Source organism: Variovorax sp. YR266 (assembly GCF_900107295.1).
Classification (GTDB): domain Bacteria; phylum Pseudomonadota; class Gammaproteobacteria; order Burkholderiales; family Burkholderiaceae_C; genus Variovorax.
Window position 1 is genome coordinate 60366 of record NZ_FNPM01000020.1, and the last position, 26191, is coordinate 86556.

The following is a 26191-nucleotide window of genomic DNA, read 5'->3' on the forward strand; positions in this document are numbered from 1 at the left end:
CCCGTTGCCCTGATTGCTTTCGAATGTTCGTTTTGCTTCCCCTTTCCCCCGCACTCTGAAGACGCAGCCGGTGCAAGAAGTTCTTTCCCAGGCCGGCCCCGTGCTGGTCTTCATGGCCTGCGTGGCGCTCGCCACCTATGCGCAGAACCTGACCGGTTTTGCATTCAGCCTCATCCTGCTCGGGCTGGTGTCGGTGTTCCATATCGCCAGCGTGAGCGACACCGCCAACGCCGCCACGGTGCTGAGCCTGATCAATGCGTGGACGTATTTCCGCGCCCGGCCCGGCGTGGTGCCCTGGCAGCTGATGAAGCCGGCGCTCAATGGCAGCACGGTAGGCGTGATCGTGGGCCTGATGCTGCTCACATGGCTCAGTGGCGGGGCGGTCAACTGGCTGCGCGGGCTGCTGGGCGTGTCGATCCTGGGCTGCGCCGTGCTTCTGGTGCTGCAGGGCAAGCCGCTGCCGGTGGTGTCGGGGCGCACGAGCTTTGCCGTCATCGGCGGGTTGTCGGGCGTGCTGGGCGGGCTGTTCTCGAGTTCGGGGCCGCCCATCGTCTTCCATATGTACCGCCAGCCGCTGGACCGCGAGCTGGTGCGCCGCGCGCTGCTGCTGATGTTCGCGTTCAACTCGCTCGTGCGGCTGGTGATCGTGGTGCCGACAGGGCATTTCTCGTGGCATGCGGCGCTGCTCGCCGGGTGCGCGATGCCTGTGGTCTACGGGGTGACGCGTGTGCACCACCGGTTGCCGAACAAGCTGCGGCCGCGTACGCTGAAGTGGCTGGTCGGCGGCTTGCTCGCGGCGGCGGGCTCGACGCTGATCGCCTCCGCGTGGGTGGCCATCGCGCACGGCTGACCACCGCCCGGGCCACGGCACTGCCCGGTGTGTGGCCCGGTAATTGCAGCGCATGCGCAAGGGTTTCCCCGTACGTGGCATACCGACCCCCACATACGCGTTATGGGCCCCTCCGTATGCACGACGCCGAACAAGCCGCTAACGTCCATGACTGACCCACGACGGGTCCCCCACGAGCCCAAAAGCATGAGCACCGACAGCAGCAGTAGCAGCCAGATTCACCCGATCCGCTTTTTCCATCGCGGAAAGATCGTCGACGTCACCGGCGTCCACCCGACCCGTTCCGTGCTCGACTGGCTGCGCGAGGACGCCCGCTGCACCGGCACCAAGGAAGGCTGCAACGAAGGCGACTGCGGCGCCTGCACCGTCGTCATCGGCGAACTCGCCACCGACCCGAACGCCCCGGGCGCTGTTGGCGGCCTGAACCTGCAGACCGTCAACGCCTGCATCCAGTTTCTTCCCACGCTGCACGGCAAGGCACTGTTCACGGTCGAAGACCTCAAGGGCCAGTGCAAGACCGAAAAAACCGCAGACAAGAAGCACCCCGTACACACCCTGCACCCCGTTCAACAAGCCATGGTCGACTGCCACGGCTCCCAGTGCGGCTTCTGCACGCCCGGCTTCGTGATGTCGCTGTGGGCCACCTACGAGCACCACCAGACCGAAGGCACGCAGCCCACCCGCCAGCAGCTGGCCGACGACCTCTCCGGCAACCTGTGCCGCTGCACCGGCTACCGGCCGATCCTCGATGCCGGCCAGCGCATGTTCGACCTGCCTTCGGTTCGCCTCGACACCCAGCCCGTGGTCGCAGCGCTCACCGCCCTGCAGAACGATGGCCTGGACCTGAACTACGCCGCCCCGCTGGGCGCCCGCATCGACCACTTCCACGCCCCCAAGACCCTGGCCCAGCTTGCCGCGCTGCGCGAACAGAAGCCGCGCGCCCAGCTGCTGGCCGGTTCGACCGACGTCGGCCTCTGGGTCAACAAGCAGTTCCGCGACCTGGGCGACATCATCTACGTGGGCGACGTGGCCGAAATGAAGACGATCGAAGATCGCCCGAACAATGCAGGTGGCGAGCTCTACATCGGCGCGGGCGCCTCGCTCGAATCCGCCTTCGCCGCACTGGTCGAGCGCGTGCCCAGCCTGGCCGAGGTGTGGCTGCGCTTCGCCTCGCCGCCGATCCGCCACGCAGGCACCATGGGCGGCAACGTGGCCAACGGCTCGCCCATCGGCGATTCGCCACCCGTGCTGATGGCGCTCGACGCACAGATCGAACTGCGCCGCGGCGATGTGGTGCGCCGCATGCCGCTGCCCGAGTTCTATCTGGACTACATGAAGAACCAGCTGCAGCCCGGCGAATTCGTCCAGGGGCTGGCCGTTCCGCATGCCGCGCTGCGCCGCCAGATTCGCGCCTACAAGATCAGCAAGCGCTTCGATTGCGACATCTCGGCGCTGTGCGCGGGCTTTGCCATCGAGCTCGAAGCCGGCAGCAACACGGTGAAGGCCGTGCGCCTGGCCTTCGGCGGCATGGCCGCCACCGTCAAGCGCGCCGCGAACGCCGAGGCCGCACTGGTCGGCAAGCCGTGGACGCAGGCCAGCGTGGCCACCGCCAGGCTCGCGCTGGCACAAGACTTCAAACCGCTGTCGGACATGCGCGCATCGGCCGACTACCGGCTGCAGGTGGCGCAAAACCTCATTCAGCGCCTCTGGCTCGAAACCCGCGCCGAAGACGCCCTGTCGCTGGAAGAAACCAGCGTCTGGAGCGTGATGCCCCACGCGACCCCGGCCACTGCCGCAGGAGTCTGACCATGAACAAGCCCATCGACGCCCGCCTGCTGCAGCCCTCCGAGGCCTTTGCCGACTACCTGACCAACACCGCCGCCCGCATCGACGTGGGCGCCGAAGCGCTGGCGCACGAGCGCGGCATGCGCGTGGGCATCAGCCGGCCGCACGAATCGGCGCACCTGCACGTGGCCGGCGAAGCGACCTACATCGACGACATTCCCGAGCTCACCGGCACGCTGCATTGCGCGCTGGGCCTGTCGCCGGTCGCCAATGGCCGCGTCACGGCGCTGTCGCTCGACGCCATTCGCGCCATGCCGGGCGTGGTCGCCGTCATCACGGCCGACGACATTCCGGGCACCAACGACTGCGGCTCGATCATTCACGACGACCCGATCCTGCTGCCCGTGAACGACGGCGGCGAGATCCGCTACCTCGGCCAGCCCGTCTTCGCCGTGATCGCCGAAACACGCGCCGACGCGCGCCGCGCCGCCGCAAAGGCCAAGGACGCGCTGACCATCGAGGCCCAGCCGCCCGTGCTCACGCCGCAGGCCGCGCACGAACGCGGCCAGTACGTGGTGCCGCCGATGCACATCGTGCGCAGCGGCGGTGCCGCCAATGAAGGCGACGAGGCCGCAGTGCGCACCGCCATCGCCAACGCGCCGCATCGCCACAAGGCCACGCTCGACGTGGGCGGGCAGGAACAGTTCTATCTCGAAGGCCAGATCAGCTACGCCATTCCGAAGGAAGGCGGCGCGCTGCACATCCATTGCTCCACGCAGCACCCGAGCGAGATGCAGCACCTGGTGGCGCATGCGATGCACCTGCAGTCGAACGAAGTGCATGTGGAATGCCGGCGCATGGGCGGCGGCTTTGGCGGCAAGGAGTCGCAGTCGGCACTGTTCGCCTGCGTGGCGGCCATCTCGGCGCGGCAGCTGCAGCGCCCCGTGAAGCTGCGGCTCGACCGCGACGACGACTTCATGGTCACGGGCCGGCGTCACTGCTTCTGGTACGAATACGAAGTCGGCTACGACGACGAAGGCCGCATCCTCGGCGCAGAGATCACGATGGTCTCGCGCGCCGGCCACTCGGCCGACCTGTCGGGCCCGGTGATGACGCGCGCGCTGTGCCACTTCGACAACGCCTACTGGCTGCCCAACGTGGCCATGCACGGCTTCTCGGGCAAGACGAACACGCAGAGCAACACGGCCTTCCGCGGCTTCGGCGGTCCGCAGGGCGCGATCGCCATCGAGAACATCATGGACTCGGTGGCCCGTGAGCTGAAGCGCGACCCGCTCGACGTGCGGCGCGTCAACTTCTACGGCAAGGCGGAGAACAACGTCACGCCGTATCGCCAGACCGTCACCGACAACATCGTCCACGAACTCGTGGCCGAGCTGGAAGCCAGCAGCGACTACCGCGCGCGGCGCGAAGACATCGCGGCCTTCAACAAGAAGAGCACGGTGCTCAAGCGCGGCCTGGCACTGGCACCGCTGAAGTTCGGCATCTCGTTCAACGTGAAGCACTTCAACCAGGCCGGCGCGCTGGTGCACGTGTACACCGACGGCTCGATCCTCGTGAACCACGGCGGAACCGAGATGGGGCAGGGCCTCAACACCAAGGTGGCGCAGGTGGTGGCGCACGAGCTGGGCGTGAGCTTCGAGCGCGTGCGCGTCACGGCGACCGACACGACCAAGGTGGCCAACACCTCGGCCACTGCCGCGTCGACCGGCGCCGACCTGAATGGCAAGGCCGCGCAGGACGCAGCCCGCCAGATTCGCGAGCGCCTGGCCGAGAGCGCGTCCGAGCGCCATGGTGGCAAGGCCAGTGAAGTGCGCTTTGCCAACGACAAGGTCGAGGTCAACGGCCGCACGCTGGCTTTCAGCACCGTGGTGGGCGAGGCGTATCTCGACCGCAAGCAGCTGTGGTCCGACGGCTTCTACGCCACGCCCGGCCTGAGCTGGGACAAGGACAAGATGCAGGGCCGCCCGTTCTACTACTACGCCTACGGCGCGGCGGTGAGCGAGGTGATCGTCGACACGCTCACCGGCGAGTGGAAGCTGCTGCGCGCCGACATCCTGCACGACGCGGGCAAGTCGCTGAATCCGGCGGTGGACATCGGCCAGGTCGAAGGTGCCTTCATCCAGGGCATGGGCTGGCTCACCACTGAAGAGCTGGTGTGGCACCCGCAAAGCGGCAAGCTCACCACGCACGCGCCCAGCACCTACAAGATTCCGACCGCCAACGACTGCCCGCCCGTGTTCAACGTGCGCCTGTTCGAAGGCCAGAATTTCGAAGACTCCATTCACCGCAGCAAGGCCGTGGGCGAACCGCCGCTGCTGCTGCCGTTCTCGGTGTTCTTCGCGATCCGCGATGCGGTGTCGGCGGCCGGTGGGCACAGGGTCGATCCGCCGCTGAAGGCGCCGGCCACCAGCGAGTCGATCCTCCGAGCCATCACCGCCGTGCAGGCGGTGGAACCCGCATCGGCCGAATGACAGCGGGCCGTGCTCGCACGGTCCGAGCTTCACTTCCACACCCGGTTTCGCCAAATGCTGCGCTGTATAACTGTTCGCACAGACAAGAAAGGTGTGAACAGCCATGAGAGACCAGGCGCTTTTCGACAAGATCGATCTTCATTTGATCCGGGTGCTTCACACCGTGCTGACCGACCGCAGCGTCTCGCGCGCAGCCATCCGCCTGGGCATGTACCAGCCGGCCGTCTCGGCCGCGCTGAAGCGCCTGCGCGAGCTGTCGGGCGATCCGCTGCTGGTGCGCTCGGGCTCGGGCATGGTGCCCACCGACGCGGGGCTGCGCATGATCGAGCCGGCTGCGAGCATTCTTCGCGCGGCCGAGATGCTGTTCTCGGATGCGCGGGGCTTCGAGCCGCAGTCGGCGGCCACCACCTTCCGCATCGCGGCCAGCGACTACATGGACCCGCTGTTCCTGCCCATGCTGGTGGCGCAGGTCAAGCGCGACGCGCCGCTGTGCCAGATCGAGATCCACGCGCTCTCGCCCGACTCGGACTACCACGGGCACCTGGCGCTCGGCCAGGTCGATCTGGTGATCGGCAACTGGCTCAAGCCGCCGGAAGACCTGCACATGGCGCGGCTCTTCGGCGACGAGGTGGTGTCGCTGGTCAACAAGGACCATCCGGCGGTGCGCCGCGGCTGGGATCTGGAGACATGGCTTGCGGCCGAGCACATCGCGCCCACGCCCATGCACCCGGGCGGGCGCGGCATCATCGACCAGATGCTCGACGAGCTGGGTCGGCAGCGCAACATCACGGCGCGCTGCGCGCACTTCAGCCTCATTCCGGACATGGTGGCTTCGAGCCTGCTGGTGCTGACCACCGGGCGCCAGTACTGCGAGCGTTTTGCGTCGCGGCTGCCGCTGAAGATTCTCGATTGTCCCGTGGCGCTGCCGCGCCTCATGTACTACCAGCTCTGGCACGAACGCACCCATTCGTCGAGCTCTGCGCGCTGGCTGCGCGAATGCATCAAGGACGTGGCGGCTTCGCTGCGGCCTCCGGCTTCCGCCATACCCGGTGTATCTGGCGCCGCGGCGCGCCCGCCTGCCGCCCCTGAAACCCCGGATCCCTGAGAAAACCCCGTTCGCGCCGGCGTCGTGAGCGGGGGAACGATGAAAACCGCCACTACAACAGCTGGAGACAAGCGAAATGAGTACGTTGGAACAGGCGCCGAAAGGCGCCGAGCCCCGCATCCCGGGGCATGTCGAGTCCGCGCGTCCGCGTGCGGCTGTGGGCAGCGCAAGCGGCTCGGGCCTGCTTGAACGCATGTTCAAGCTCAGTGCGCACAACACCACCGTGCGCACCGAGGTCATCGCGGGGCTCACCACCTTCCTGACGATGGCCTACATCATCTTCGTGAACCCGTCGATCCTCGGGGACGCGGGCATGCCGAAGGGCGCGGTCTTCGTCGCCACCTGCCTGATTGCCGCGCTGGGCACGCTCATCATGGGCCTGTACGCCAACTACCCGATTGCCATGGCGCCGGGCATGGGCCTGAACGCCTACTTCGCCTACGTGGTGGTGCTGGGCATGGGCTACACGTGGCAGGTTGCGCTGGGCGCGGTGTTCATCTCGGGCTGCCTGTTCCTGATCGTCACGGTCACGGGGCTGCGGGAGCTTTTCATACAGGGCATACCGCAGTCGTTGCGAACTGCGATCACCGTGGGCATCGGCATGTTCCTGGCGCTCATCGCGCTGAAGAGCGCCGGCGTGGTGGCAGCATCGCCCGCCACTTTCGTCACGCTGGGCGACCTGCACTCGGCACCGGTGGTGCTGGCGACGCTGGGCTTTCTCATCATCGTGGCGCTCGACAAGCTCAAGGTGCGCGGCGCGATCCTGATCGGCATCGTCACGGTGACGGTGCTGTCGTTCTTCTTCGGCGGCAACAAGTTCCATGGCGTGTTCGATGCGCCGCCGTCCATCGCGCCCACCTTCATGCAGCTCGACATCCTGGGCGCGCTCAAGGGCGGCATCCTGAACGTGGTGCTGGTGTTCTTCCTGGTCGAGATGTTCGACGCCACCGGCACGCTGATGGGCGTGGCCAAGCGCGCCGGCCTGCTGGTGCCGGGCAAGATGGAGCGCATGAACAAGGCGCTGCTGGCCGACAGTGGCGCGATCTTCGCCGGCTCGCTGCTCGGCACCTCGAGCACCACGGCTTATGTGGAAAGCGCGGCGGGCGTGCAAGCGGGTGGGCGCACCGGCCTCACGGCCGTGGTGGTGGCGCTGCTGTTCCTGGCCTGCCTGATGATCTCGCCGCTGGCGGGCTCGGTGCCGGCCTATGCCACCGCGCCGGCGCTGCTCTTCGTGGGCTGCCTGATGCTGCGCGACCTGGTCGAGCTCGACTGGGAAGACACCACCGAGGTGATCCCCGCCGCGGTGACCGCGCTGACGATGCCCTTCACCTACTCGATCGCCAACGGCCTGGCCTTCGGCTTCATCACGTACGCCGTGCTGAAGCTCTGCACCGGCCGGGCACGGGAAGTGCATGCGATGGTCTGGGTCATCGCCGCCGTGTTCCTGTTCAAGTTCGCCTATATCGGCGGACACTGATGCAATGAGCTGAGCGAAGCGCCGTCGGGCGCCGATGGTCGCGGGAGCACGCTATTAAACTGATAGCTGTTCCCGCTTTGTTGCAGTTGAACGAGACAAATCCACGAAACCCGGCATGACAACCCCCAGACTCCAGCTCGCGAACATCACCAAGCGGTATCCCGCGGTGGTGGCGAACAGCGACATCTCCCTGGCCGTGCAGCCCGGCGAAATCCACGCCGTGCTCGGCGAGAACGGCGCCGGCAAGTCGACCCTGATGAAGATCATCTACGGGTCGGTCAAGCCCGACGAGGGCACCGTGATGTTCGACGGCCACGTCGTCAACCTGCGCAACCCGCAGCAGGCGAGGGCGCTGGGCATCAGCATGGTGTTTCAGCACTTCAGCCTGTTCGACACGCTCACCGTGGCCGAGAACGTCTGGCTGGGGCTCGACAAGTCGCTGCAACTGGCCGAGGTTGCGCGCAGCATCACCGCCAAGGCGAGCGAGTACGGGCTCGACATCGACCCATCGCGGCCGGTGCACACGCTGTCGGTGGGCGAGATGCAGCGGGTGGAGATCATCCGCGCGCTGCTCACCAACCCCAAGCTGCTGATCCTCGATGAGCCGACCTCGGTGCTCACGCCGCAGGCAGTCATCAAGCTCTTCCATGTGCTGAACAAGCTGGCCTCCGAGGGCTGCAGCATCCTCTACATCAGCCACAAGCTGCACGAGATCCAGGAGCTGTGCAGCGCCTGCACCGTGCTGCGCGGCGGCAAGGTGACGGGGGTGTGCAATCCGCAGAACGAGAGCACGCAGTCGCTGTCGCGGCTGATGATCGGCAGCGAGCCGCCGCCGTTGCAGCACCGGCCGGTGCATGCGGGCGCAGTGGCGCTGCGCGTCGACGGGCTGTCGCTGGCGCGCGAAGACCAGTTCGGCATGGACCTCGAGGGCCTCTCGTTCGAGGTTCGCGCGGGCGAGGTCGTCGGTATTGCAGGCGTCTCGGGCAACGGCCAGCGCGAACTGCTCTACACGCTCTCGGGCGAGGACGTGCGCGCCGAGGCTTCGATGGTCCGGGTGTTCGACAAGCCGGCCGGCCGGCTGCGCCCGCGCTCGCGTCGTGCGCTCGGCCTGCACTTCGTGCCCGAAGAGCGGCTGGGCCGCGGCGCGGTGCCCACGCTGGGGCTCGCGCACAACCTGCTGCTCACGCGCAGCGATGCGGTGGGCCGGGGCGGGTGGATCCGCACCGGCGCGCTCGAGCGCCAGGCCAAGGCCATCATCGAGCGCTTCAAGGTCAAGGCCGGCGGACCGCGCGCAGCGGCGCGTTCGCTCTCGGGCGGCAATCTGCAGAAGTTCATCGTCGGGCGCGAGATCGACGCCAACCCGAAGCTCTTCATCGTCTCGCAGCCGACCTGGGGCGTGGACGTGGGCGCGGCTGCGCTGATCCATGCGGAGATCCTTGCGCTGCGTGACGCCGGCTGTGCCGTGCTGGTCATCAGCGAGGAGCTCGACGAGCTGTTCAACATCTGCGACCGGCTGCACGTGATCGCCAAGGGGCGGCTGTCGCCCTCCATCGACCGCGCGGCCGCCACGCTGCCGCAGATCGGCGAATGGATGAGCGGGCTGTGGCAACCCAGCGCCGGCCAGAAGGCGGAGGCCGCCCATGCTTAAGCTCGAACCCCGCCCGGAGCTGTCGCGCTTCTGGAGCTACGCCTCGCCGATCCTGGCGCTGTTGATCACCGTGCTGATCGGCGTGGCGCTGTTCGCCGCACTCGGCAAGGACCCGGTCAAGGGCCTGCTGGTGTTCTTCTATGAACCCATCAAGAGCGGCTACGCCATCGGCGAGCTGATGGTGAAGGCGACACCGCTGCTCATCATCGCGCTGGGGCTGGCCGTGTGCTTCCGCTCGAACGTGTGGAACATCGGCGCCGAAGGGCAGTTCGTGTTCGGTGCCATTGCGGCAGGCGGCGTGGCGCTGCTGGCCGACAAGACCACGGGGCAGTGGATCGTGGTGGCCATTTTGCTGGCCGGCATCCTTGGCGGCATGGTGTGGGCGGGCATCGTCGCGTTCCTGCGCGACAAGTACAACGCCAACGAAATCCTGGTGAGCCTGATGCTGGTCTACGTGGCCACGCTGCTGCTGGGCTACATGGTCTATGGGCCATGGAAGGATCCGAACGGCTACAACTTCCCGCAGACCAAGACTTTCGAGGCAGTCACGCAGATTCCGCGCTTGTTCAAGGGCTCGCGCGTGAGCATCGGACTGGTCATCGCGCTGGTGGGAGCGGGGGCGCTGTGGGTGTTCCTGTTTCGCACGCGGGCGGGCTTCGCGCAGCAGGTCGGCGGGCTGGCACCGGCGGCCTCGCGTTATGCGGGCTTCTCGGCGCGGCGCGCGGTGTGGATTGCGCTGCTGACTTCGGGCGGCGCGGCCGGCCTGGCCGGTGCGCTCGAAGTGGCCGGGCCGCTCGGCCAGCTCACACCCTATGTGCCGGCGGGCTACGGCTTCGCGGCCATCATCGTGGCCTTCGTCGGGCGGCTGCATCCGGTGGGCATGATCTTCTCGGCCATCCTGATGAGCATGTTCTATATCGGCGGCGAGCTTGCGCAGTCGCGGCTGGGCCTGCCCAAGTCGCTGACCGGTGTGTTCCAGGGGCTGCTGCTGTTCACGCTGCTGGCTTGCGACACGCTCATTGCGTACCGCATCCGGCGCAAGGCGGCCGCGAAGGCCGCCACCATGACCACCGCCTCGCTGCAAGCGAGCACGCCGATCACCGCACCCGTCGCGCGTGCCACCGAAGGGAGCCACTGAACATGGAAAGCTACGCACTCCTGCTCGGCTCCACGCTGAGCGCGGGCACCGTGCTCGCCATCGCGGCGCTGGGCCTGCTCATCAACGAGAAGGCCGGCATCGTCAACCTCGGCGCCGAGGGAATGATGCTGTGCGCAGCGATCGCCGGCTTTGCCACGGTCGTCACCACGCACAACCCCTGGCTCGGCTTCCTGGCCGGCATGGCGGCGGGCGCCTTGCTCGCAGCCTTCTTCGGCGTGCTGGTGATCTGGCTCAACACCAACCAGTACGCAACGGGCCTGGCGCTGAGCCTGTTCGGCGTCGGCTTCTCTGCCTTTGCCGGCATCAACTTCGTGCAGGCCAAGCTGCCGGAAAGCACGTCGTACGCGATCCCCGTGTTGAGCGACATTCCGCTTGTTGGCCCCGCATTGTTCCGCCATCACCCGATGGTGTATTTGGCGGTGGTGCTGACCCTGGCGTTGATCTGGTTCCTGTACCGCACGCGTGCCGGCCTGGTGCTGCGCTCGGTCGGCGAATCGCCCGAGTCGGCGCATGCGCTGGGCTACCCGGTGCGGCGCATCCGCTTCATGGCGGTGATTGCGGGCGGCTCGCTGTGCGGGCTCGCGGGCGCGTATCTGTCGACCGTGTATACGCCGCTGTGGGTCGAGGGCATGGTGGCCGGCCGCGGCTGGATCGCGCTGGCGCTCACCACCTTCGCCACCTGGCGGCCGGTTCGCGTGCTGCTGGGTGCGTATCTTTTCGGCGGCGTGTCGATGCTGGGCTTTCATTTGCAGAGCAGTGGCGTCGACGTGCCCTCGCAGTTCCTCAGCATGCTGCAGTACATCGCGCCCATCGTGGTGCTGGCGCTGATCTCGCGCAACCCGGCCTTCATCCGCGCCAACATGCCGGCTTCCATCGGGAAACCGTTCTACCCCGGCTCATAATCGCGTTTCGTTTTCCGCCAACCTGTCCTTTTGAGGATTTCCGACAATGAATGATCTGAACAAGCGCTCCCTGCTCAAGCTGGCCGCTCTCACTGCGGTCGCTTCGGCGGCCCTGATCGGCTGCGGCAAGAAAGAAGAAGCGGCAGCACCGGCCGCGGCGCCCGCGCCGGCCCCGGCACCTGCTGCGGCCGCTCCGGCTCCGGCAGCGCCGCTGAACATCGCATTCGCCTATGTCGGACCGGTGGGCGACGGCGGCTGGACCTTCGCGCACGACAACGCCCGCAAGGCGCTCGAGAAGGAATTCGGCGACAAGATCAAGACCACCTTCGTCGAAAGCGTGCCCGAGGGCGCCGACGCAGAGCGTGTGTTCCGCGACATGGTCGGCCAGGGCAACAAGCTGATCTTCGGCACCACCTTCGGCTACATGGAGCCCATGCTCAAGGTCGCGGCCGACAGCAAGGAAGTGAAGTTCGAGCACGCCACCGGCTACAAGACCTCGGACAACATGCGTACCTACGACAGCCGCACGTACGAGGGCGCGTACATGGCAGGCGTCATTGCCGGCGCCATGACCAAGAGCAACACGCTGGGCGTGGTCGGCTCGGTGCCGATTCCCGAAGTGCTGCGCAACATCAACAGCTTCACGCTGGGCGCGCAGTCGGTCAACCCGAAGATCACGACCAAGGTCGTGTGGGTGAACGAGTGGTTCAGCCCGCCCAAGGAAACCGAAGCCGCAACCGCCCTCATCAACGGCGGCGCCGACGTGCTGTTCCAGAACACCGACTCGCCTGCCGTGCTCAAGACCGCACAGGAAAAGGGCAAGCGCGCCTTCGGCTGGGATTCGGACATGACCGCCTACGGTCCCAAGGCCCACCTGGCCTCGGCCACCATCAACTGGGCCCCGTACTACATCAAGGCCACCCAGGAAGCGCTGGACGGCAAGTGGGCCACCGGCCAGAGCTGGTGGGGCGTGAAGGAAGGCGCCATCGACCTCGTGTCGATCGCCGAAGACGTGCCGGCCGAAACCAAGGCCAAGGTCGAGGCCGTGAAGAAGGGCCTGAAGGACGGCAGCTTCGTGATCTGGAAGGGCCCGATCCTCGGCCAGGACGGCAAGGAAGTGGTCGCCAAGGACGCAGTGGCCGACGACAAGTTCCTGTCGGGCGTGAACTTCTACGTCAAGGGCGTCGAAGGCAAGGTGCCGGGCGGCGACAAGAAATAAGCTCGCCCCCAGGCTTCGCGCACTTCGTGTCGCTACGCCAACCCCCTACCGGGGGCGACACCTGAGGCCCGGCGGAGCCGGTTCCTCGGTGTCCGCGAATCGGCCACGTTCGCGAGCGAGGGCGCTTATACATTCAAAAGTTCTAACCTCCCGCGCGTTGCGCGGGTTTTCTTTTTTGGGGCGACCCAGTTGAAAAGTCCTCGCGTCCGCTACAGTAACAATTAGTGTCTAATTCGCGTTCCTGCCGCAGCGCAGATCGCGGCCGCAGCACGCTCCGGAGGACTCTCAACGATCCATCACGACGAGACTGAAATGCAGGATGCCGTCACCAACCCCACGCACGCAGTGTCGCAATCACCATTGCCGAATCCGTTGGAGATTCCGGGCTATGAGTTGCTTGAGGAGCTAGGCGCCGGCGGCTATGGCACCGTGTATCGCGCGCTGCAGAAGAACACGGGCACCGTGGTCGCAATCAAGGTCGTGAAGCTGCAGGTCGGCAGCCAGCGCGTTGCACGTTTTCACCGCGAGACGAAGCTCTGCGCCTCGCTGCACCACCCGCACATTGTCCAGTTGCTCGACAAGGGCGAGCAGGGCCCATGCGTCTATGGCGTCTTCGAGTACGTGCCGGGCGAAACGCTCACCAGCCTGATCCGGCGTAAGGGCGCGCTGACGGCCACCGAAACCGCTCACCTGATGGCGGAAGTGCTGGACGCACTGGACTGCGCACACAGCGCAGGCATCGTGCACCGCGACCTGAAGCCCGACAACGTGATGGTCACGTTCACCGGCGCCGTCCCGCATGCGAAGGTGCTCGACTTCGGCATCAGCACCGTCATTCCCTCGAACAGGGGCGCCGAGTTCCCCACGCTCACGATGACTGACGAGTCACTGGGCACGCCGGCCTACAGCGCGCCCGAGCAGCTGCGCGGCGAGCCGCCCGGCGTCAAGTCCGATATCTATGCCTGGGGGCTGATGTTCATCGAGTGCCTGACGGGCGTGCCCGCTATTCGAGGCGCATCGGCGGCAGAAATTCTTCACCAGCAACTGAGCCCGCAAGAGGTGCCTCTGCCGGCGGAAATCGCCAGCCATCCGGTGGCCTCCGTGTTGCGCCAGGCATTGAGGAAAAAGGCGGCCGACCGCAGCGATTCAGCAGCCACGCTGCTGGCCGAACTCGGGCGCCTGCGGCTTGACGACCTGGTGGGCGTGCTGCGATCGGCGAAGCAGGCGCAAGACGAAGCTCTCAGCCACACCGTGGCTACCACGCGCGGCTTTTCCGAAAAGCGGCAGCTCACCGTGCTGTGCTGCAGCGTCTCCGTCTGGCCGGACACCGGCGCGGACGAAGAGGGCATCGACGACGCCTTGCCCTCCGACATCGAAAACCTGGAGCTGCTGCAGCGCAACGAGCTCACCCTGTTCGCGGAAACCGCCACGCGGCGCGGCGGATTGCTGGCGGGCACGCTGGGCGACCGGATGATCGTGCTGTTCGGCTATCCGCACGCCAGCGACACCGATGCGCGGCAGGCCGGCATGACGGCGCTGGAGCTGATCGACCTGAGCCGCGAGCGCTCGGCTGCCATCGAGCAGGCGCACGGCGTGCACCTGGGCATTCGCATGGGCATGCACACCGGCATGGCAGTGGTGGCCGCCGGAGAAATCCCGTCGGGCCATGCCGTCAACGTCGCGGTGCGGCTCGAGGGCGTGGCCGATACCGGCACGCTGCTGGCAAGCGAAAGCAGCTACCGGCTGCTGGGCCGCCATGCGCGCTTCGACAAGGCCGGCAACGTGACCCTGCCGGGGCAGTCCGGCGGCATTCAGACCTACCGCCTGGGCGGCGAACAGCAGGCGCCCGCGCCGCATGGATCCGTGGAGCAGGCACTGCACAACGCGTGCATCGGACGCGAGCCCGAACTGCAACAGCTGCGCGCCGCATGGGCGCAGGCCCGGCAAGGCCACGGCGGCGCGGTGTGGGTCCGCGGCGAGCCCGGCATCGGCAAGTCGTGCCTTGCCGACGTGCTGCGCGAGCAGGTGGCGCGGGAAGGCTGGCAGACCGTCAGCGCGCAGTGCCAGCCCGAGAACCAGAACAACGCGCTGACGCCGTTCCTGACGCTGCTGCGCCAGCGCCTCGAAGCCGCGCCGGACGCAACCACGCCCGACGCCCGGCGCGAGCGGCTGCGCGAGGCCCTGCAGGCCGCCGGCTGCGACGCCGAAGCGGTACTGCCGATCTTCTGCGCGTGGCTGTCTCTCCCACTGGGCGATCGCGCACCCAGCCAGGTGTCTCCCGCGATGCAGAAGGGATTGCTGCTGCAGTCGACCGCACAGTGGCTGCTGCACATGGCCGAGGCGGCGCCGCTGCTGCTCCTGCTCGAAGACGTGCACTGGGCCGACCCCACGAGCATCGAGTTCGTCGAGCAGCTGGTTGCCCAATTGCCGCAGCAGCGCGTGCTGCTGGTGCTGACCGCTCGGCCCGAATGGGTGAAGCCGCCGGCGCTGCAGGCCGAGTGCATCGAGGTGCGTCGGCTCGAAGACGCGCAGGCTGCCGAACTGGCCCGGCAGGCGCTGGCGCCGAGGGTCGCCGCGCAGCAGGTGATCGACAACGTGGTCGCGCGCACCGACGGCGTGCCGCTGTTCATCCAGGAAATGGCGCGCATGCTGCTCGACGCCTACCTGGTGGAACAGGAGGGCGTCTGGGTCTTCAAGGACACGGCGCAGCCGGCCGCCATTCCGGTCACGCTGCGCGACTCTCTGGTCAGCCGCTTCGACCGGCTGGGCTCCGTCAAGGGCCTGCTGCAGCTGGCAGCCACCATCGGGCGGCAGTTCGATGCCGAATTGCTGTGCGCCTGTTCGGGCAAGTCTCCCGAAGCGATGGACAAGGACATGGCCGTGCTGCTCGACGCGGGGCTCGTGGCCCCGGCCGGGCCGCCGGGCGCCTTCATCTTCCGCCACGCGCTGATCCGCGACACCGCCTACGAATGCATGCTCGACGCGCAGCGCCGGCAACAGCACCGCAACGTCGCGCAGACGCTGCTGAGCAGCCAGCCTCAGCGCGTGGCCAGCGAGCCGGGCAGCGTGGCCCAGCACTGGGCCGATGCGGGCGAGCATGCGGAGGCCGTCGCGCTGGCCGTGCGGCAGCTGCTCATTACCCAGCACCGCTCGCTGAACGACGAAACCATTGCCTATGCCCAGCACATCGACGGCTGGATGGCGCACCTGGACAGCGCCGCGCAGCGCGAGGCGCGGCTCGACGTGAACAGCTACGTCACGCAGGCCATGATGAACAAGTACGGCTGGGCGCATGCGCAGGTGGTGGACCGCATCGCCCTGTCGCAAGAGCTGCTCTCCGACGACGTGGCGCGCGAGAAGCAGGTGCAGCACCTGTGGACGCTGATCACCTTCCACCACGTCGCGAGCAATCGCGCCGAGGTGCAGCAGCTGAGCAACCGGCTGCTCGACCACGCCACCCAGCAGCAGGACGAGGGCGTGTTCGTCGCGGCGCAAACGTACCTCGGGCTCGCGCACTATTCCGATGGCTATTTCGAGCGCGCCGAGCAGTCGCTGACGGACGGCATCGAGCGCTACAGCCCCGAGGGGCATGCGCACCATGCCGCCTACTTCGGCTTCGACACCCGCGTGTGGGCGACCACGGGGCGCGCACTCGTGCGCTGGTTCGCGGGCCACGACGCGGCCGCGCGCGCCGACGCCACCAATGCCGTGCGCTGGGCTCGCGAGATGTCGCACATTCCGTCGCTGAGCATGGCCCTGCTGTACCAGAGCCTTGGCCATCAGGGCCGCAACGACAAGGCGCGGGCGCTGGTGAGCACGGGCGAGCTGCTCGGCATCACCGAGCGCTATGGCCTGCCGGCATTCCAGGGCTACGCGGCAATCATCCGCTGCTGGGCCACCGGCGACGTCGACAACATCGCGCAGGCCGACGGCTGGGTGCAGGCGCTGTGGGGCATGGGCTGCCGCTATTGCCAGACCTACTACCGCGCCTTCGCCGCCGACACGCTGGCCGCCAATGGCCGCTGGGGCGAGGCGCTGGAGCGGATCGACGAGTGCCTGCGCCTGGCGGACGAGCTCAAGGAAGGGCTCTACAGGTCCGAGCTCCATCTGCAGAAGGCCCGTTACCTGCAGGCCTCGGGCGGCGAACACGACGCAGTGGCCGAGTGCTTCTCGCAGGCCGCCAACGTCGCGCGCGAGGGTGCGAAGTACAGAACCGAATACGAAGCCCTGGCGGCGTTGCAGGCACTGGCACCCGCCGGGCACAACGTGGCTGGACGCCTCAAGGAGCTGGCCGACCTGCGGCCGGAACTGTCGTCGCGCATGCCCGTGCATGCGCCTGTTTCTCGAACCATGTCTTGAACCAAGGATGAAGTCACCATGACCTTTCAAAGCCAAGCTGCCGACCCTTTGCTCGAATTCCGCCTTGCCTACCTGCGCGGCATTGCCAAATCGTGGCAAGACGACGCCTATCGCGCAAAGCTGCTCGGCGCGTCGGACATCCAGCAGATGCTGCACGACGACTTCGGCCTGCCGACGCAGTGGCCGCTGCTCGACATCTCGCTCTTCCAGGACCCCAATCCGGACATGCGCGCCGCATGGAAGCCGATGCTGACGTCCGGCTGGGTCGGCCCTGACGATTCCTTTGTCATCGTGCTGCCGCAGGCACCGTCGTCGCAGCCTACGGAGGCCCTGGCCGCTTACTACCAGCTGTTCCCGGACTTCATGGGCCCTGCTGCCGCCTTCGAAACGCCGACCGGCCTCATTGGTGGCGCGCTGCCCACCGGCCTCGGCATTCCTGGCGGCGGCGACGGTTCGTTGCTGGCGTTCGGTGGCGTGGTGCTGCGTGCGGTCGCCCTCGCATGGCAATCGCCGGAGTTCCTCTTCGACCTGACGCGCGACCCCGACGCCGACAAGGCGCCCGTGCTGAGCCAATGGCTGGGCTACAACAACCCGTTCAACTTCAAGATCCTGTTCACGACCAACTCCGCCTTCACATGGGACGCAGCGAAGGGCGAATGGAACCTGAAGGGCGCCAACGGCTCGCTGATCAAGAACGGCATCCGTCTCAACTACCCGACTGCTCCGGTGGAAGTGGAGCTGCGGCCGATCGCGCTCACCTCGTACAACAACACGGGCCCGGCCTATCCCTTCACCTGCTGAGTCCGCTGCCGAACAGGGGCAGGCCACGAGCGCGCTGCAAGGCGCCTCGGCCACGCTCCTGCTGACGCTGGCCGCGCGTGCCGACTCCGGCAGCGTGGCCGATGCGTCGGTGTTTTCCGATCCCGAGGCGCGGCGCATCGCGGCGTCGCTGCCTTTCGATCTGTCGGCTTACGCGAAGGACGCGGCATTCGTCAGGAGCGTTGTCCTGCGTGCCGCACTGTTCGACCGCTATGCGGCCGAGTTCCTCGCGGCCCACCCTGCCGGCCTGTGCATCACGCTCGGCGCGGGGCTTTGCACCCGGCGCAGCCGCCTCGGGGCCGCCGTGACGGCGAATTCCCGCTGGCTGAACATCGATCTGCCTGAAGCCATCAGCCTGCGGGCGCAGCACGTCGCGCGTCATGAGGGCGAGAGCGACCTCGCATGCTCGGTGCTCGACGACGCGTGGTTCGACGCCGCCGACCTGCCCGGCGAGCGGCCCGTGCTCGCGATGCTGGAGGGTGTCTGCCCCTATCTTCCGCAGGCGCCGCTGGAGGCGCTTCTGCGCCGGTTGGCCGGCCGCTTCGAACACACCGCCACGCCATGTGTCGTCGTGCTCGACCACGTGCATCCGGTGTTCGCGCGCATGCCCATGGAGGTGGGCGGCATGCGGTTGCCGGTGGTGTCGGGCTTCGAGGATGGCGCCCGCATCGCAGGCCTGCATCCGGCGATGCGAGTGCTGTCCGAAGACCATATCTACGCGCAATTCTCGGAACAGCATCGGCTGTTCGAGGCGGCGTTCCGGGCCACGACGGGGGCCTGGCCCTATGCCGTCGTGCGCCTCGCGCTGGGCCTGAAAGACGATGAGTAGCGCTGCGGCGGCGCCGGATTTCTTCGGCGAGGTTTTCCGTTGGCACGACAAGTACCTGCCGCCGGTGGTGCTGCAGGACCGCCTGCTGCTGCCCAGCGAGAACGACCTGTCGGTGCTCGGCTCGCCGGGAGTCATGGCCGTCGAGCGCGTGCTGCGCGAGGGCGTCAGCCTCGCCACCTATTGCCGCACCGAAGGCGCGGCCGCACTGCTCGCGCAGATGCTGCATGCGCTCGAGGCGTTGACGCGCCAGGGGCTCGTGCGACCCGTTGCGATGGACGGCGGCGAGCCGTACCTCGTGCCCGATTTTTCTGCGGTGCATGTGCGCACGGCCCTCTCCGACCATGTGGATGTCATCGCGCTGTCGAACGCGGTGAGCGGCGACGCGGCAAGCGGCTGGGCGCAGGCGTTCGCCGACACCGGCCTCACCCTCGTTTTTTGCGACGACTACCTCGACCCCCGGCTCGGCACCATCGATGCGCAGCAGCGCGCCTCGGGTCGTCCCTGGCTGCTGGTCAAGCCCACCGGCGAACAGGCCATGGCCGGCCCATTCTTCAGGCCGGGCGCGGCGACGGCCGGCCCCTGCTGGCATTGCCTCGCGCACCGCTGGCTGAGGAACCGGCCGGCGCGTGCATGGTGGCAGGCGCGGCATGGCACCCCGGGCAGCGGCCTGCCGGTGCGGGCAGGTGACCGGCTAGTCGCCGAGCGCCTCGGCCAGTTGCTGCTCATAGCGCAGCAGATCGCCACGCATGCGGACGCACAGGTGCGGACGCTGGATTCGCCGCAGCTGCATTCCGTCGCCGCCCGCCCCCAGTGCCCGCATTGCGGAACGCCGGGGCTCGTGGTGCAGCGGCAGCGCGAGCGCATCGTGCTGGAGTCTGGCCCGCCCATCGCCCGGCGCGATGGCGGCTGGCGCACGGTGCCGGCCTCGGTCACGGTGGCGCGGCTGGCGCCACACGTCAGCCCGCTGTGCGGCGTGATCGCGCAGATCGCGCCGCTGAACGCCGAGTCGGAGGGCGCGCTGACCGTCTATCGCAGCGAAATTTTCAGGACGCCGCCGCCCGGCGACGATCTTTTGCCCGGCGTGCTGACCCAGATCTGCCTCGGCAAGGGCATGTCGATGGACCAGTCCCGCGCCAGCGCGCTGTGCGAGGCGGTCGAGCGCTATGCCGCCTTCCATCAGGGCGACGAAGCCTCGGTCGTGGCCTTCGCCGCCGACCTCGATGCGCGCTGCATCCAGCCGCAGGCGCTGGCGCTCTTCAGCGACCGGCAGCGCGAGCGATTCGACACGGCGCAGAAGCCTCCGCATGCCGTGGCGTCGTCCGTGTCGTCCGGGCCCGCATGGTGGACGCCTGCCTGGTCGCTCACGGCCGATGAGCGCTGCTACCTGCCGCTGGCCTTCTGCTTTGCCCATGCGCCGGCGCAAAGCCAGTGCCACGTCAGCTGGACATCGAACGGCTGCGCCGCCGGGAACACGCGCGAGGAAGCCATCCTGCAGGGCTTTCTCGAACTGGTGGAGCGCGATGCCGCCGCCATCTGGTGGTACGGCGAAGTTCCCAGGCCGGCCATCGACCTCGGCGGCCTGTCCGACGAAATCCGCCAGCGCGTCGAGCGCACCTGCGGCCCGCAATGGGAGCGCTGGGTGCTCGACATCACCCACGATTTCGGCATTCCGGTAGCGGTTGCCATCGGCCGGCATCTGCAAACGGGCGCGTGGGCCATCGGCTTCGGCTGCAGCCCCGACCGTGCGCTGGCCTGCGAGCGTGCGCTCACCGAAATGAGCCAGTTGATCGCGGCCGGCAAGACCTTCGCGATGCAGCGTGCCGCCGGGGAAGCCAGGGAAGAAGGCCCGCCGCGCTTTCTCATGCCGTCGGGCGCGGGCAACGTAGTGCCGGCGCCAGCCGCGCGCACGGACATCGCAGAGGAGATCCGGCGCTGCGTTGCCATTGCCGCTGCGCTCGGCCTGGAAACCATCGTCCTGGACCACACGCGCCCCGACATTCCCCTGCACACTGTGAAGGTGGTCGTGCCGGGGCTGTGCCACATCTGGCCGGAGCTGGGCAATCCGCGCCTGTACCGCGTTCCAGTCGCCATGGGATGGCGCGACACTCCGGTGTGCGAAAGCGACCTGAATCCGCAGGCGCTGTACGTCTGATACGGTCCGATTTCAAGAGAAGGAGAAAAGGGAAAGCCGATGGCCATTTTCAGGAACAAGCTCGACGAGCGCGCCATCATGCTGCGACCCGTGCACGCCTTCGGCCGCCGCGCCTCGGCGTGCCAGACGGTGCTGAAGGCAGCGGACGTGTCGCAGGTCCATGCGATGGTGCGATGGAACAGGCACACATGGGAAATCGTCGACCAGAGCCGCAACGGCACCACCGTGAACGGCGAGCGGCTGCCCAGCGGCCGATGGACTGCCTTGCCCGTGGGCGCCGAAGTCCGCATGGGCGTGGGCGATGAAACGGCCTGGACCGTGGTCGACCTGGCACCGCCGGTCACCTGCCTTTTCCCTGTCGATGGAGGCGTTGCCCCGCTGGCGCTGGGCCTGCGCGAGAACCTGCTGCCGGACGAGCACCAGCCCGAAGTGAACGTGTATTTCCAGGACGGCAGATGGATGCTCGAGCACATCGACGGCATCGAGCCCCTGAGCGACGGTGCCATGGTCCGCACCGCGGTTCGCACGTGGGAGTTCGTGCTGTGCGACGACCTGGCGTTCACTTCCGAGAACCCGATCACGCCGTCGGCGCCGGGCTCGGCATCGGCGGATGTCGCGCTGCACTTCAACGTCAGCCAGAACGAGGAGCACACGAGCCTGAGCCTGGTGGCGGAAGGCAAGTCGGTATCGCTCGGCGAACGCATCCATCACTACACCCTCGTCACGCTCGCGCGCGTGCGCCAGAAAGACGCGCAAAGAGGAATCGCGCCGCAGAGCCAGGGCTGGATCGGGCTGGACGAACTGTCGCGCATGCTGGGCGTGGAGCCCTCTTACGTGAACATCCAGATCTTTCGCGCCAAGCACCAGATCCTCAATGCATTGCCGCCCCATCTGGCCGAGCCGCCGCTGGTCGAGCGGCGTCGCGGGACCGTGCGGCTGGGCAACTATCCCTTCGAGATCCAGGGCGGTGCACAACCTGTGTAATCGTCTGTAATTCCATTCGATCCCTGCGCTCCCTAGAGTGACGTCAAGTTCGGTGCCGCCGTCGCGGCATGAACTGGCTGATCAACCACTTCCGGGAAGTTGTCATGGGAATGATCTATTCCGTCACGGTCAACAACCATGCGAGCCATTCGGCTTATTTCATGGTGTTCCAGAACGACCCGACGCAATGGGCGCCGAATGCCCTGTCGCTGGCCTGGTTCGCCAGGTTCTCGAACCCGAGCCCGACTTCGCGCGTCAAGTTCCAGTGGAGCATCGACACCGGCTTCTCCTGGGCCGAAACGGGCGAGCTGCAGCCCGGCATCCAGTTCATCGCCACTGAAACCTACGACCCCAGCGGCCTGAACAACAAGATCACGCTGGACTACAACGGCGCCTACCGGTTCGTGAACCCCACCCAGGGGCCCGACCAATCCCGCTTCTATCTCGCCGAATCGCCCAACATCCCGATCAGGTCCGCGGCCGCTGTGGGCGTGACCATGGGGGGCAGCACGGTGTATGCGGCGCAGGCGCGCCCCAACCAGAGCCTGGCCTTCTCGCCGCGGCCCAAGTACTTCATCGCCTACGGTGACTACGAGGAAGGCGGCGTGATCGACGTCAGCACGGTCAACAACCCGCTGGAGCTGCCATTCCCGGCAGGCGTCTACGCGTTGACCACCACGCTGAACGCGGACGGTACCTGGGACCAGCCGGAGAGCCTGGCCCATTCCAACGCGAGCCGCCTGCGACTGCTCGCGGCCTGAAATTCCAAGCCTGTCACACAACGTGCGCCTCCGCCGAGGATGACGACCATGAGAAAGCCACGCCATGTTGCAATACCCCATGCCGCTGAGGCAGCCATCACCGCTGAAGTTCCGGAGTCCGGCGATGCACTCGCAAACCGCCGTTGAAAGAGTCGCCATGCGGCGCGTGTTCCTGGTGCCCCCAGGTGCCCGCCCGGAGGATCCCGGCGTCGACTGCCTGCCCATGGACGAAGAGGTCTGGGAGCGCGGCTACACGCTCGTGATCGACGAAGTCAAGCGCGGCCTGCTGCAGGACTTCTGGAAGAACTACTACGGCGCCTCCGCCGAAATGGCGATGTCCGGCGACCGGCTGATGGAGTTCCGCAAGGACATCATGGCGATCACGCCGGACTGCCTGTGCGAGCCGACCGTGTTCCGCTTTCTCGTGCAGCTGACCCGCATGTGCGTGCGGGCGTACAGCGTGCAGGGCAGCCTGCAGGTCGTCGCCGACTGACCGGGATTGACTAGGATTGCGCCGCCTGGAGCTGCGCCGCCATCTTCTGGTGAATGAGGTTCACCGCCTTCAGGGGGCGCAGCATCACCTTGAACTCGGTGATCCTGCCTGCGTCGTTCCACTTCATCATGTCGACGCCGTTGATCTGGATGCCGTCCAGCTCCAGCGCGAATTCGAGCACGGCGTCGTTCGCGGACCGGAGCTCGCGCACATAGCGGAAGCTCTCGTTGAAGAAGACCTGGAACGCCGCGGCCAGGTACTTCTGCGTGATGGCTTTCCCGACCTGGGGCTTGTGCACCACCGGCGAGTGGAAGACGGCCTCGTCGTCCAGCAGGGCGTCGAGCCCCGCCACGTCGCGTTCCTTGACGAGCCGGTGCCAGGTGGCGAGGGTGTCGATGGCCATGGTTCTCCTGAGGCTGTGAGTGAAGATGCCCGGCATTTGACGCACCCGCGTGCGACATGGCAAGGCTTCCCCCGCGCCTTGGCGACTCGGCTCCCTCAGACGGCAGACGCCGCGGCAGCCCTCGTACCGCGACGGTCGAAGACCGGCGGCGTCTTGACGATCGAAGTCAGCGCGGGTTCGGCCATGCGCAACGAGGCCAGGTCCGGCCGCGGGCGGCGCAGCTGCGCGTGGGCCGAGAAGGCTTCTTCCATCGCCCGCGCTGCGCCCAGCACCTGGTGGTCGGCGCGAAAGCCGCCCACCACCTGCAGCCCGAAGGGCATGCCCGCATGGTCGAGTCCGCAGGGCAGCGAAATGGCCGGGTGCGTGGTCAGCGTGACCACGTAGGTCAGCGCCAGCCAGCGGTAATAGTTGGCCTGCTGCTCTCCGTTGATGTGGCCGGCATACAGCTGCGTCCACGGAAAGGGCGACACCGGCGTGGTGGGCGACAGCACCAGGTCGTAGTCGGCGAAGGTCGTCTGAAAGCGCTTGATGAGCCGCGTCTGCTCGGCCTGCGCCCAGGCGCTGTCGAGCAGGCTCATGCGAGCGCCCATCTCGTAGTTCGCGCGCGGGTTGGGTCCCAGGCTGGCGGGGTCGCGCTCGTAGGCCGCCTGCATGCCCGCCACGAAGGCCTCGGCACGCAGCACGTCGAAGCAGCGGTGCGCCTCGCCCATGTCGAACTCGACCTTGTCGCAGCGGCGGAACAGGTGCCGCATGGCTTCGATCTTCTGCCGGAAGGTGGCGCGGATGCCGTCGTCCACTGCGCAGGTGCCGAAGTCTTCGGTCCACGCCACGCGCAGGCCGGCCAGGTCGACCTGCGCGGGCGCCAGAAAAGACATCGGGTCGAGCGGATAGCTCAGCGGGTCGCCCGCGTGCATGCCGGCGGATGCCGCCATCTGCAGGCAGGCGTCTTCCACCGTCCGGCCCATGGGGCCGACGACCGAAATGGGCGTCCAGCCCAATGGCTTGCGCACGCTGGGCACGATGCCCGGCGACGGCCGGAAGCCCACCACGCCGCACTTGGCCGCCGGAATGCGGAGCGACCCGCCGGTGTCGGAGCCGGTGCACACGGGCAGCATGTCGCAGGCCAGCGCAGCCGCCGAGCCGCCCGAGGAGCCGCCGGCATTCAGGTTCGGATTGAAGGGGTTGCCCGTGGCGCCCCACACGTCGTTGCGCGAGTTGGCGCCCGCGCCCATCTCGGGCACGTTGGTCTTGCCCGCCACGATGGCGCCCGCGCGGCGCAGGCGGGCGACCAGCTCGATGTCTTCCGTGGGCACATGGTCGCGGTAGATCGCCGAGCCCCAGGTCGTGAGCAGGCCTTCGGTGGGCTCCAGGTCTTTCACGCCCAGCGGAAGGCCGTGCAGCAGGCCGAGCGAGTCGCCGCGCATCACGGCGCTTTCGGCCACCATGGCTTCGTTGCGCGCTCGCTCGAAACAGGTTGCGGTCACCGCGTTGACGAAGGGGTTCACGCGCTCGATGCGCGAGATGCATGCTTCAAGGAGCTCGACGGGCGAGATGGCCTTGCTGCCGATGAGGCGGCGCAGTTCGACGGCGGATTTTTCGACGAGCTCAGTGCTGGTGTCGCGGGAAGTGTTGTTCGTCGGGTTCATCAGTCGGCTGTGATGTTTGCGCGAGCCGCAACGGCACGCATCAAGGGCAGTTCGCGGTTGATCAGCTCACTCGACGCGGTACTGCTGCTGAACGCCGGCTCCAGCCCCTGGCCCAGCAGCTTGGTACGCGTTTCGGGGTCGGCGATGGTCGCGGCCAGCGCCTTCTCAAGCTTGGCCTTCACGTCGGCGGGCACGCCCTTCGGGACGGCGATCATCAGCCACGAGTCCATGTCGACGCTGGCATAACCGCTCTCGGCGAAGGTGGGCACATCGGGCAGCAGGGCGGAGCGCTTCGCAGTCGTCAGCGCAATGGCCTTGATCTTTCCGCTCTTGAGCTGCGGGATCGCCGCGCTCACCGTGTCGATGCTGAACGGAATCTGGCCTCCCATCAGGTCGGTCATTGCGGGCGCGCTGCCCTTGTAGGGGATGTGCGTCATCTTCAGGCCAGTGGCATGCAGCATGGTTTCGCCGGCGAACTGCGCGGTGGTGCCGGTGCCGAAGGAGCCGTACGAATACTTGCCCGGCGAGGCCTTCACGTAATCGACGAACTGCTTCACCGTCTGCACAGGCACCTCGCTGTTCGCCAGCAGGATCAGCGCGACGCGACCCGCGATGCCGATGGGGTCGAAGCTCTTCACCGGGTCGTAGGGCAGGGTGGCGCGGATCGCGGGGTTGACGGTGAACGTCGAGCCCGAGCTGATCAGCAGCGTGTAGCCATCGGGCGCGGCCTTCGACACATAGCTTGCGCCGACCACCGTGCCGGCGCCCGCGCGGTTCTCGATGATGACGGGCTGGCCGAGCTCCTTGCCCAGACGTTGCGCGATCACGCGCCCGTTGACGTCCGTCGCCCCACCCGGCGGGAACGGAATGACCAGCGTGATCGGGCGCGAGGGAAAGTCCGCCGCCGCGGCGGCGGGCGCGGTCAGCGGCAGGGCGCCAAGTGCGAGGCCACATACCAGTGCCATGCGCGCCATGAGCGGGAGACGGTTCATCGGGAACTCCTGGATTTCGACGGGGATTTCGATGGGGATCGGGAGAGGGCGGGTTCATCCTAGGAGCGTCATGCCGGTGTCACAAGCGCAATGTTTAGAATTCTGCGTTGCCGAAT

General features: G+C 67.3%; 19 protein-coding genes. 16 read left to right on the forward strand and 3 right to left on the reverse strand.

The window, feature by feature from the left end; translation table 11 throughout:
• The first annotated feature begins 70 nt into the window (after positions 1-70).
• From BLW48_RS32315 to BLW48_RS32390, 16 genes are all read left to right on the forward strand, one after another.
• The gene (locus BLW48_RS32315) at positions 71-850 is read left to right on the forward strand and encodes a sulfite exporter TauE/SafE family protein (protein WP_093058845.1); all 780 of its coding nucleotides are present in this window, start codon (positions 71-73) and stop codon (positions 848-850) included.
• A 186-nt stretch (positions 851-1036) separates the two neighbouring features.
• Positions 1037-2656: a xanthine dehydrogenase small subunit gene (xdhA, locus tag BLW48_RS32320; RefSeq protein ID WP_093179716.1), complete on the forward strand. Its 1620-nt coding sequence runs from the start codon at positions 1037-1039 to the stop codon at positions 2654-2656.
• Positions 2657-2658: 2 nt separating this feature from the next.
• Positions 2659-5127, forward strand: a complete 2469-nt coding sequence (gene xdhB, locus BLW48_RS32325) for a xanthine dehydrogenase molybdopterin binding subunit (RefSeq protein ID WP_093179718.1) — start codon at positions 2659-2661, stop codon at positions 5125-5127.
• Between the two features lie 103 nt (positions 5128-5230).
• Positions 5231-6232: a LysR family transcriptional regulator gene (locus BLW48_RS32330; protein ID WP_093058842.1), complete on the forward strand. Its 1002-nt coding sequence runs from the start codon at positions 5231-5233 to the stop codon at positions 6230-6232.
• A 76-nt stretch (positions 6233-6308) separates the two neighbouring features.
• Positions 6309-7709: an NCS2 family permease gene (locus tag BLW48_RS32335; protein ID WP_093058841.1), complete on the forward strand. Its 1401-nt coding sequence runs from the start codon at positions 6309-6311 to the stop codon at positions 7707-7709.
• 115 nt (positions 7710-7824) lie between these two features.
• Complete coding sequence (locus tag BLW48_RS32340; protein ID WP_093179719.1) at positions 7825-9357, forward strand: ABC transporter ATP-binding protein; 1533 nt, start codon at positions 7825-7827, stop codon at positions 9355-9357.
• Positions 9350-10495 (forward strand): ABC transporter permease, encoded by a 1146-nt coding sequence (locus BLW48_RS32345; RefSeq protein ID WP_093058839.1) that lies wholly within the window; start codon positions 9350-9352, stop codon positions 10493-10495. The genes BLW48_RS32340 and BLW48_RS32345 overlap by 8 nt, the downstream gene beginning before the upstream one ends.
• Before the next feature lie 2 nt (positions 10496-10497).
• Complete coding sequence (locus tag BLW48_RS32350) at positions 10498-11418, forward strand: ABC transporter permease (protein WP_093179721.1); 921 nt, start codon at positions 10498-10500, stop codon at positions 11416-11418.
• A gap of 46 nt (positions 11419-11464) precedes the next feature.
• Positions 11465-12637, forward strand: a complete 1173-nt coding sequence (locus tag BLW48_RS32355) for a BMP family ABC transporter substrate-binding protein (protein WP_093058837.1) — start codon at positions 11465-11467, stop codon at positions 12635-12637.
• 312 nt (positions 12638-12949) lie between these two features.
• Positions 12950-16996: a TOMM system kinase/cyclase fusion protein gene (locus tag BLW48_RS32360; protein WP_093179722.1), complete on the forward strand. Its 4047-nt coding sequence runs from the start codon at positions 12950-12952 to the stop codon at positions 16994-16996.
• 18 nt (positions 16997-17014) lie between these two features.
• Complete coding sequence (locus tag BLW48_RS32365) at positions 17015-17797, forward strand: BMA_0021/BMA_0022 family TOMM bacteriocin (RefSeq protein ID WP_093179724.1); 783 nt, start codon at positions 17015-17017, stop codon at positions 17795-17797.
• A gap of 94 nt (positions 17798-17891) precedes the next feature.
• Positions 17892-18644 (forward strand): class I SAM-dependent methyltransferase, encoded by a 753-nt coding sequence (locus BLW48_RS32370; protein WP_093179725.1) that lies wholly within the window; start codon positions 17892-17894, stop codon positions 18642-18644.
• Positions 18637-20796 (forward strand): TOMM precursor leader peptide-binding protein, encoded by a 2160-nt coding sequence (locus BLW48_RS32375; RefSeq protein ID WP_093179727.1) that lies wholly within the window; start codon positions 18637-18639, stop codon positions 20794-20796. The genes BLW48_RS32370 and BLW48_RS32375 overlap by 8 nt, the downstream gene beginning before the upstream one ends.
• Positions 20797-20835: 39 nt before the next feature.
• Positions 20836-21780, forward strand: a complete 945-nt coding sequence (locus BLW48_RS32380) for an FHA domain-containing protein (RefSeq protein WP_093081415.1) — start codon at positions 20836-20838, stop codon at positions 21778-21780.
• Positions 21781-21884: 104 nt separating this feature from the next.
• Positions 21885-22541: a hypothetical protein gene (locus BLW48_RS32385; RefSeq protein WP_093179740.1), complete on the forward strand. Its 657-nt coding sequence runs from the start codon at positions 21885-21887 to the stop codon at positions 22539-22541.
• 124 nt (positions 22542-22665) lie between these two features.
• Complete coding sequence (locus BLW48_RS32390; protein WP_256216981.1) at positions 22666-23034, forward strand: hypothetical protein; 369 nt, start codon at positions 22666-22668, stop codon at positions 23032-23034.
• A gap of 10 nt (positions 23035-23044) precedes the next feature.
• Here the strand turns inward: BLW48_RS32390 and BLW48_RS32395 are convergent, their stop codons facing one another.
• The 3 genes from BLW48_RS32395 to BLW48_RS32405 form a co-directional block, all read right to left on the reverse strand.
• A complete protein-coding gene (locus BLW48_RS32395) occupies positions 23045-23437 on the reverse strand; it encodes a nuclear transport factor 2 family protein (RefSeq protein ID WP_093058832.1) in 393 nt (130 codons plus the stop codon).
• A 95-nt stretch (positions 23438-23532) separates the two neighbouring features.
• A complete protein-coding gene (locus BLW48_RS32400; RefSeq protein WP_093179728.1) occupies positions 23533-25083 on the reverse strand; it encodes an amidase in 1551 nt (516 codons plus the stop codon).
• The gene (locus tag BLW48_RS32405; protein WP_093179730.1) at positions 25083-26075 is read right to left on the reverse strand and encodes a Bug family tripartite tricarboxylate transporter substrate binding protein; all 993 of its coding nucleotides are present in this window, start codon (positions 26073-26075) and stop codon (positions 25083-25085) included. The genes BLW48_RS32400 and BLW48_RS32405 overlap by 1 nt, the downstream gene beginning before the upstream one ends.
• Positions 26076-26191: the final 116 nt, after the last annotated feature.

What these genes read in the sequence shown, in the direction of transcription:
- BLW48_RS32350 (WP_093179721.1), top strand. Translation starts at nt 10,498, where the DNA reads ATGGAAAGCTACGCACTCCTGCTCGGCTCCACGCTGAGCGCGGGCACC.
- BLW48_RS32340 (WP_093179719.1), top strand. Translation starts at nt 7,825, where the DNA reads ATGACAACCCCCAGACTCCAGCTCGCGAACATCACCAAGCGGTATCCC.
- xdhB (WP_093179718.1), top strand. Translation starts at nt 2,659, where the DNA reads ATGAACAAGCCCATCGACGCCCGCCTGCTGCAGCCCTCCGAGGCCTTT.
- BLW48_RS32360 (WP_093179722.1), top strand. Translation starts at nt 12,950, where the DNA reads ATGCAGGATGCCGTCACCAACCCCACGCACGCAGTGTCGCAATCACCA.
- BLW48_RS32355 (WP_093058837.1), top strand. Translation starts at nt 11,465, where the DNA reads ATGAATGATCTGAACAAGCGCTCCCTGCTCAAGCTGGCCGCTCTCACT.
- BLW48_RS32335 (WP_093058841.1), top strand. Translation starts at nt 6,309, where the DNA reads ATGAGTACGTTGGAACAGGCGCCGAAAGGCGCCGAGCCCCGCATCCCG.
- BLW48_RS32330 (WP_093058842.1), top strand. Translation starts at nt 5,231, where the DNA reads ATGAGAGACCAGGCGCTTTTCGACAAGATCGATCTTCATTTGATCCGG.
- BLW48_RS32375 (WP_093179727.1), top strand. Translation starts at nt 18,637, where the DNA reads ATGAGTAGCGCTGCGGCGGCGCCGGATTTCTTCGGCGAGGTTTTCCGT.
- BLW48_RS32405 (WP_093179730.1), bottom strand. Translation starts at nt 26,075, where the DNA reads ATGAACCGTCTCCCGCTCATGGCGCGCATGGCACTGGTATGTGGCCTC.
- BLW48_RS32400 (WP_093179728.1), bottom strand. Translation starts at nt 25,083, where the DNA reads ATGAACCCGACGAACAACACTTCCCGCGACACCAGCACTGAGCTCGTC.
- BLW48_RS32380 (WP_093081415.1), top strand. Translation starts at nt 20,836, where the DNA reads ATGGCCATTTTCAGGAACAAGCTCGACGAGCGCGCCATCATGCTGCGA.
- BLW48_RS32345 (WP_093058839.1), top strand. Translation starts at nt 9,350, where the DNA reads ATGCTTAAGCTCGAACCCCGCCCGGAGCTGTCGCGCTTCTGGAGCTAC.
- BLW48_RS32395 (WP_093058832.1), bottom strand. Translation starts at nt 23,437, where the DNA reads ATGGCCATCGACACCCTCGCCACCTGGCACCGGCTCGTCAAGGAACGC.
- BLW48_RS32385 (WP_093179740.1), top strand. Translation starts at nt 21,885, where the DNA reads ATGGGAATGATCTATTCCGTCACGGTCAACAACCATGCGAGCCATTCG.
- xdhA (WP_093179716.1), top strand. Translation starts at nt 1,037, where the DNA reads ATGAGCACCGACAGCAGCAGTAGCAGCCAGATTCACCCGATCCGCTTT.
- BLW48_RS32365 (WP_093179724.1), top strand. Translation starts at nt 17,015, where the DNA reads ATGACCTTTCAAAGCCAAGCTGCCGACCCTTTGCTCGAATTCCGCCTT.
- BLW48_RS32390 (WP_256216981.1), top strand. Translation starts at nt 22,666, where the DNA reads ATGCACTCGCAAACCGCCGTTGAAAGAGTCGCCATGCGGCGCGTGTTC.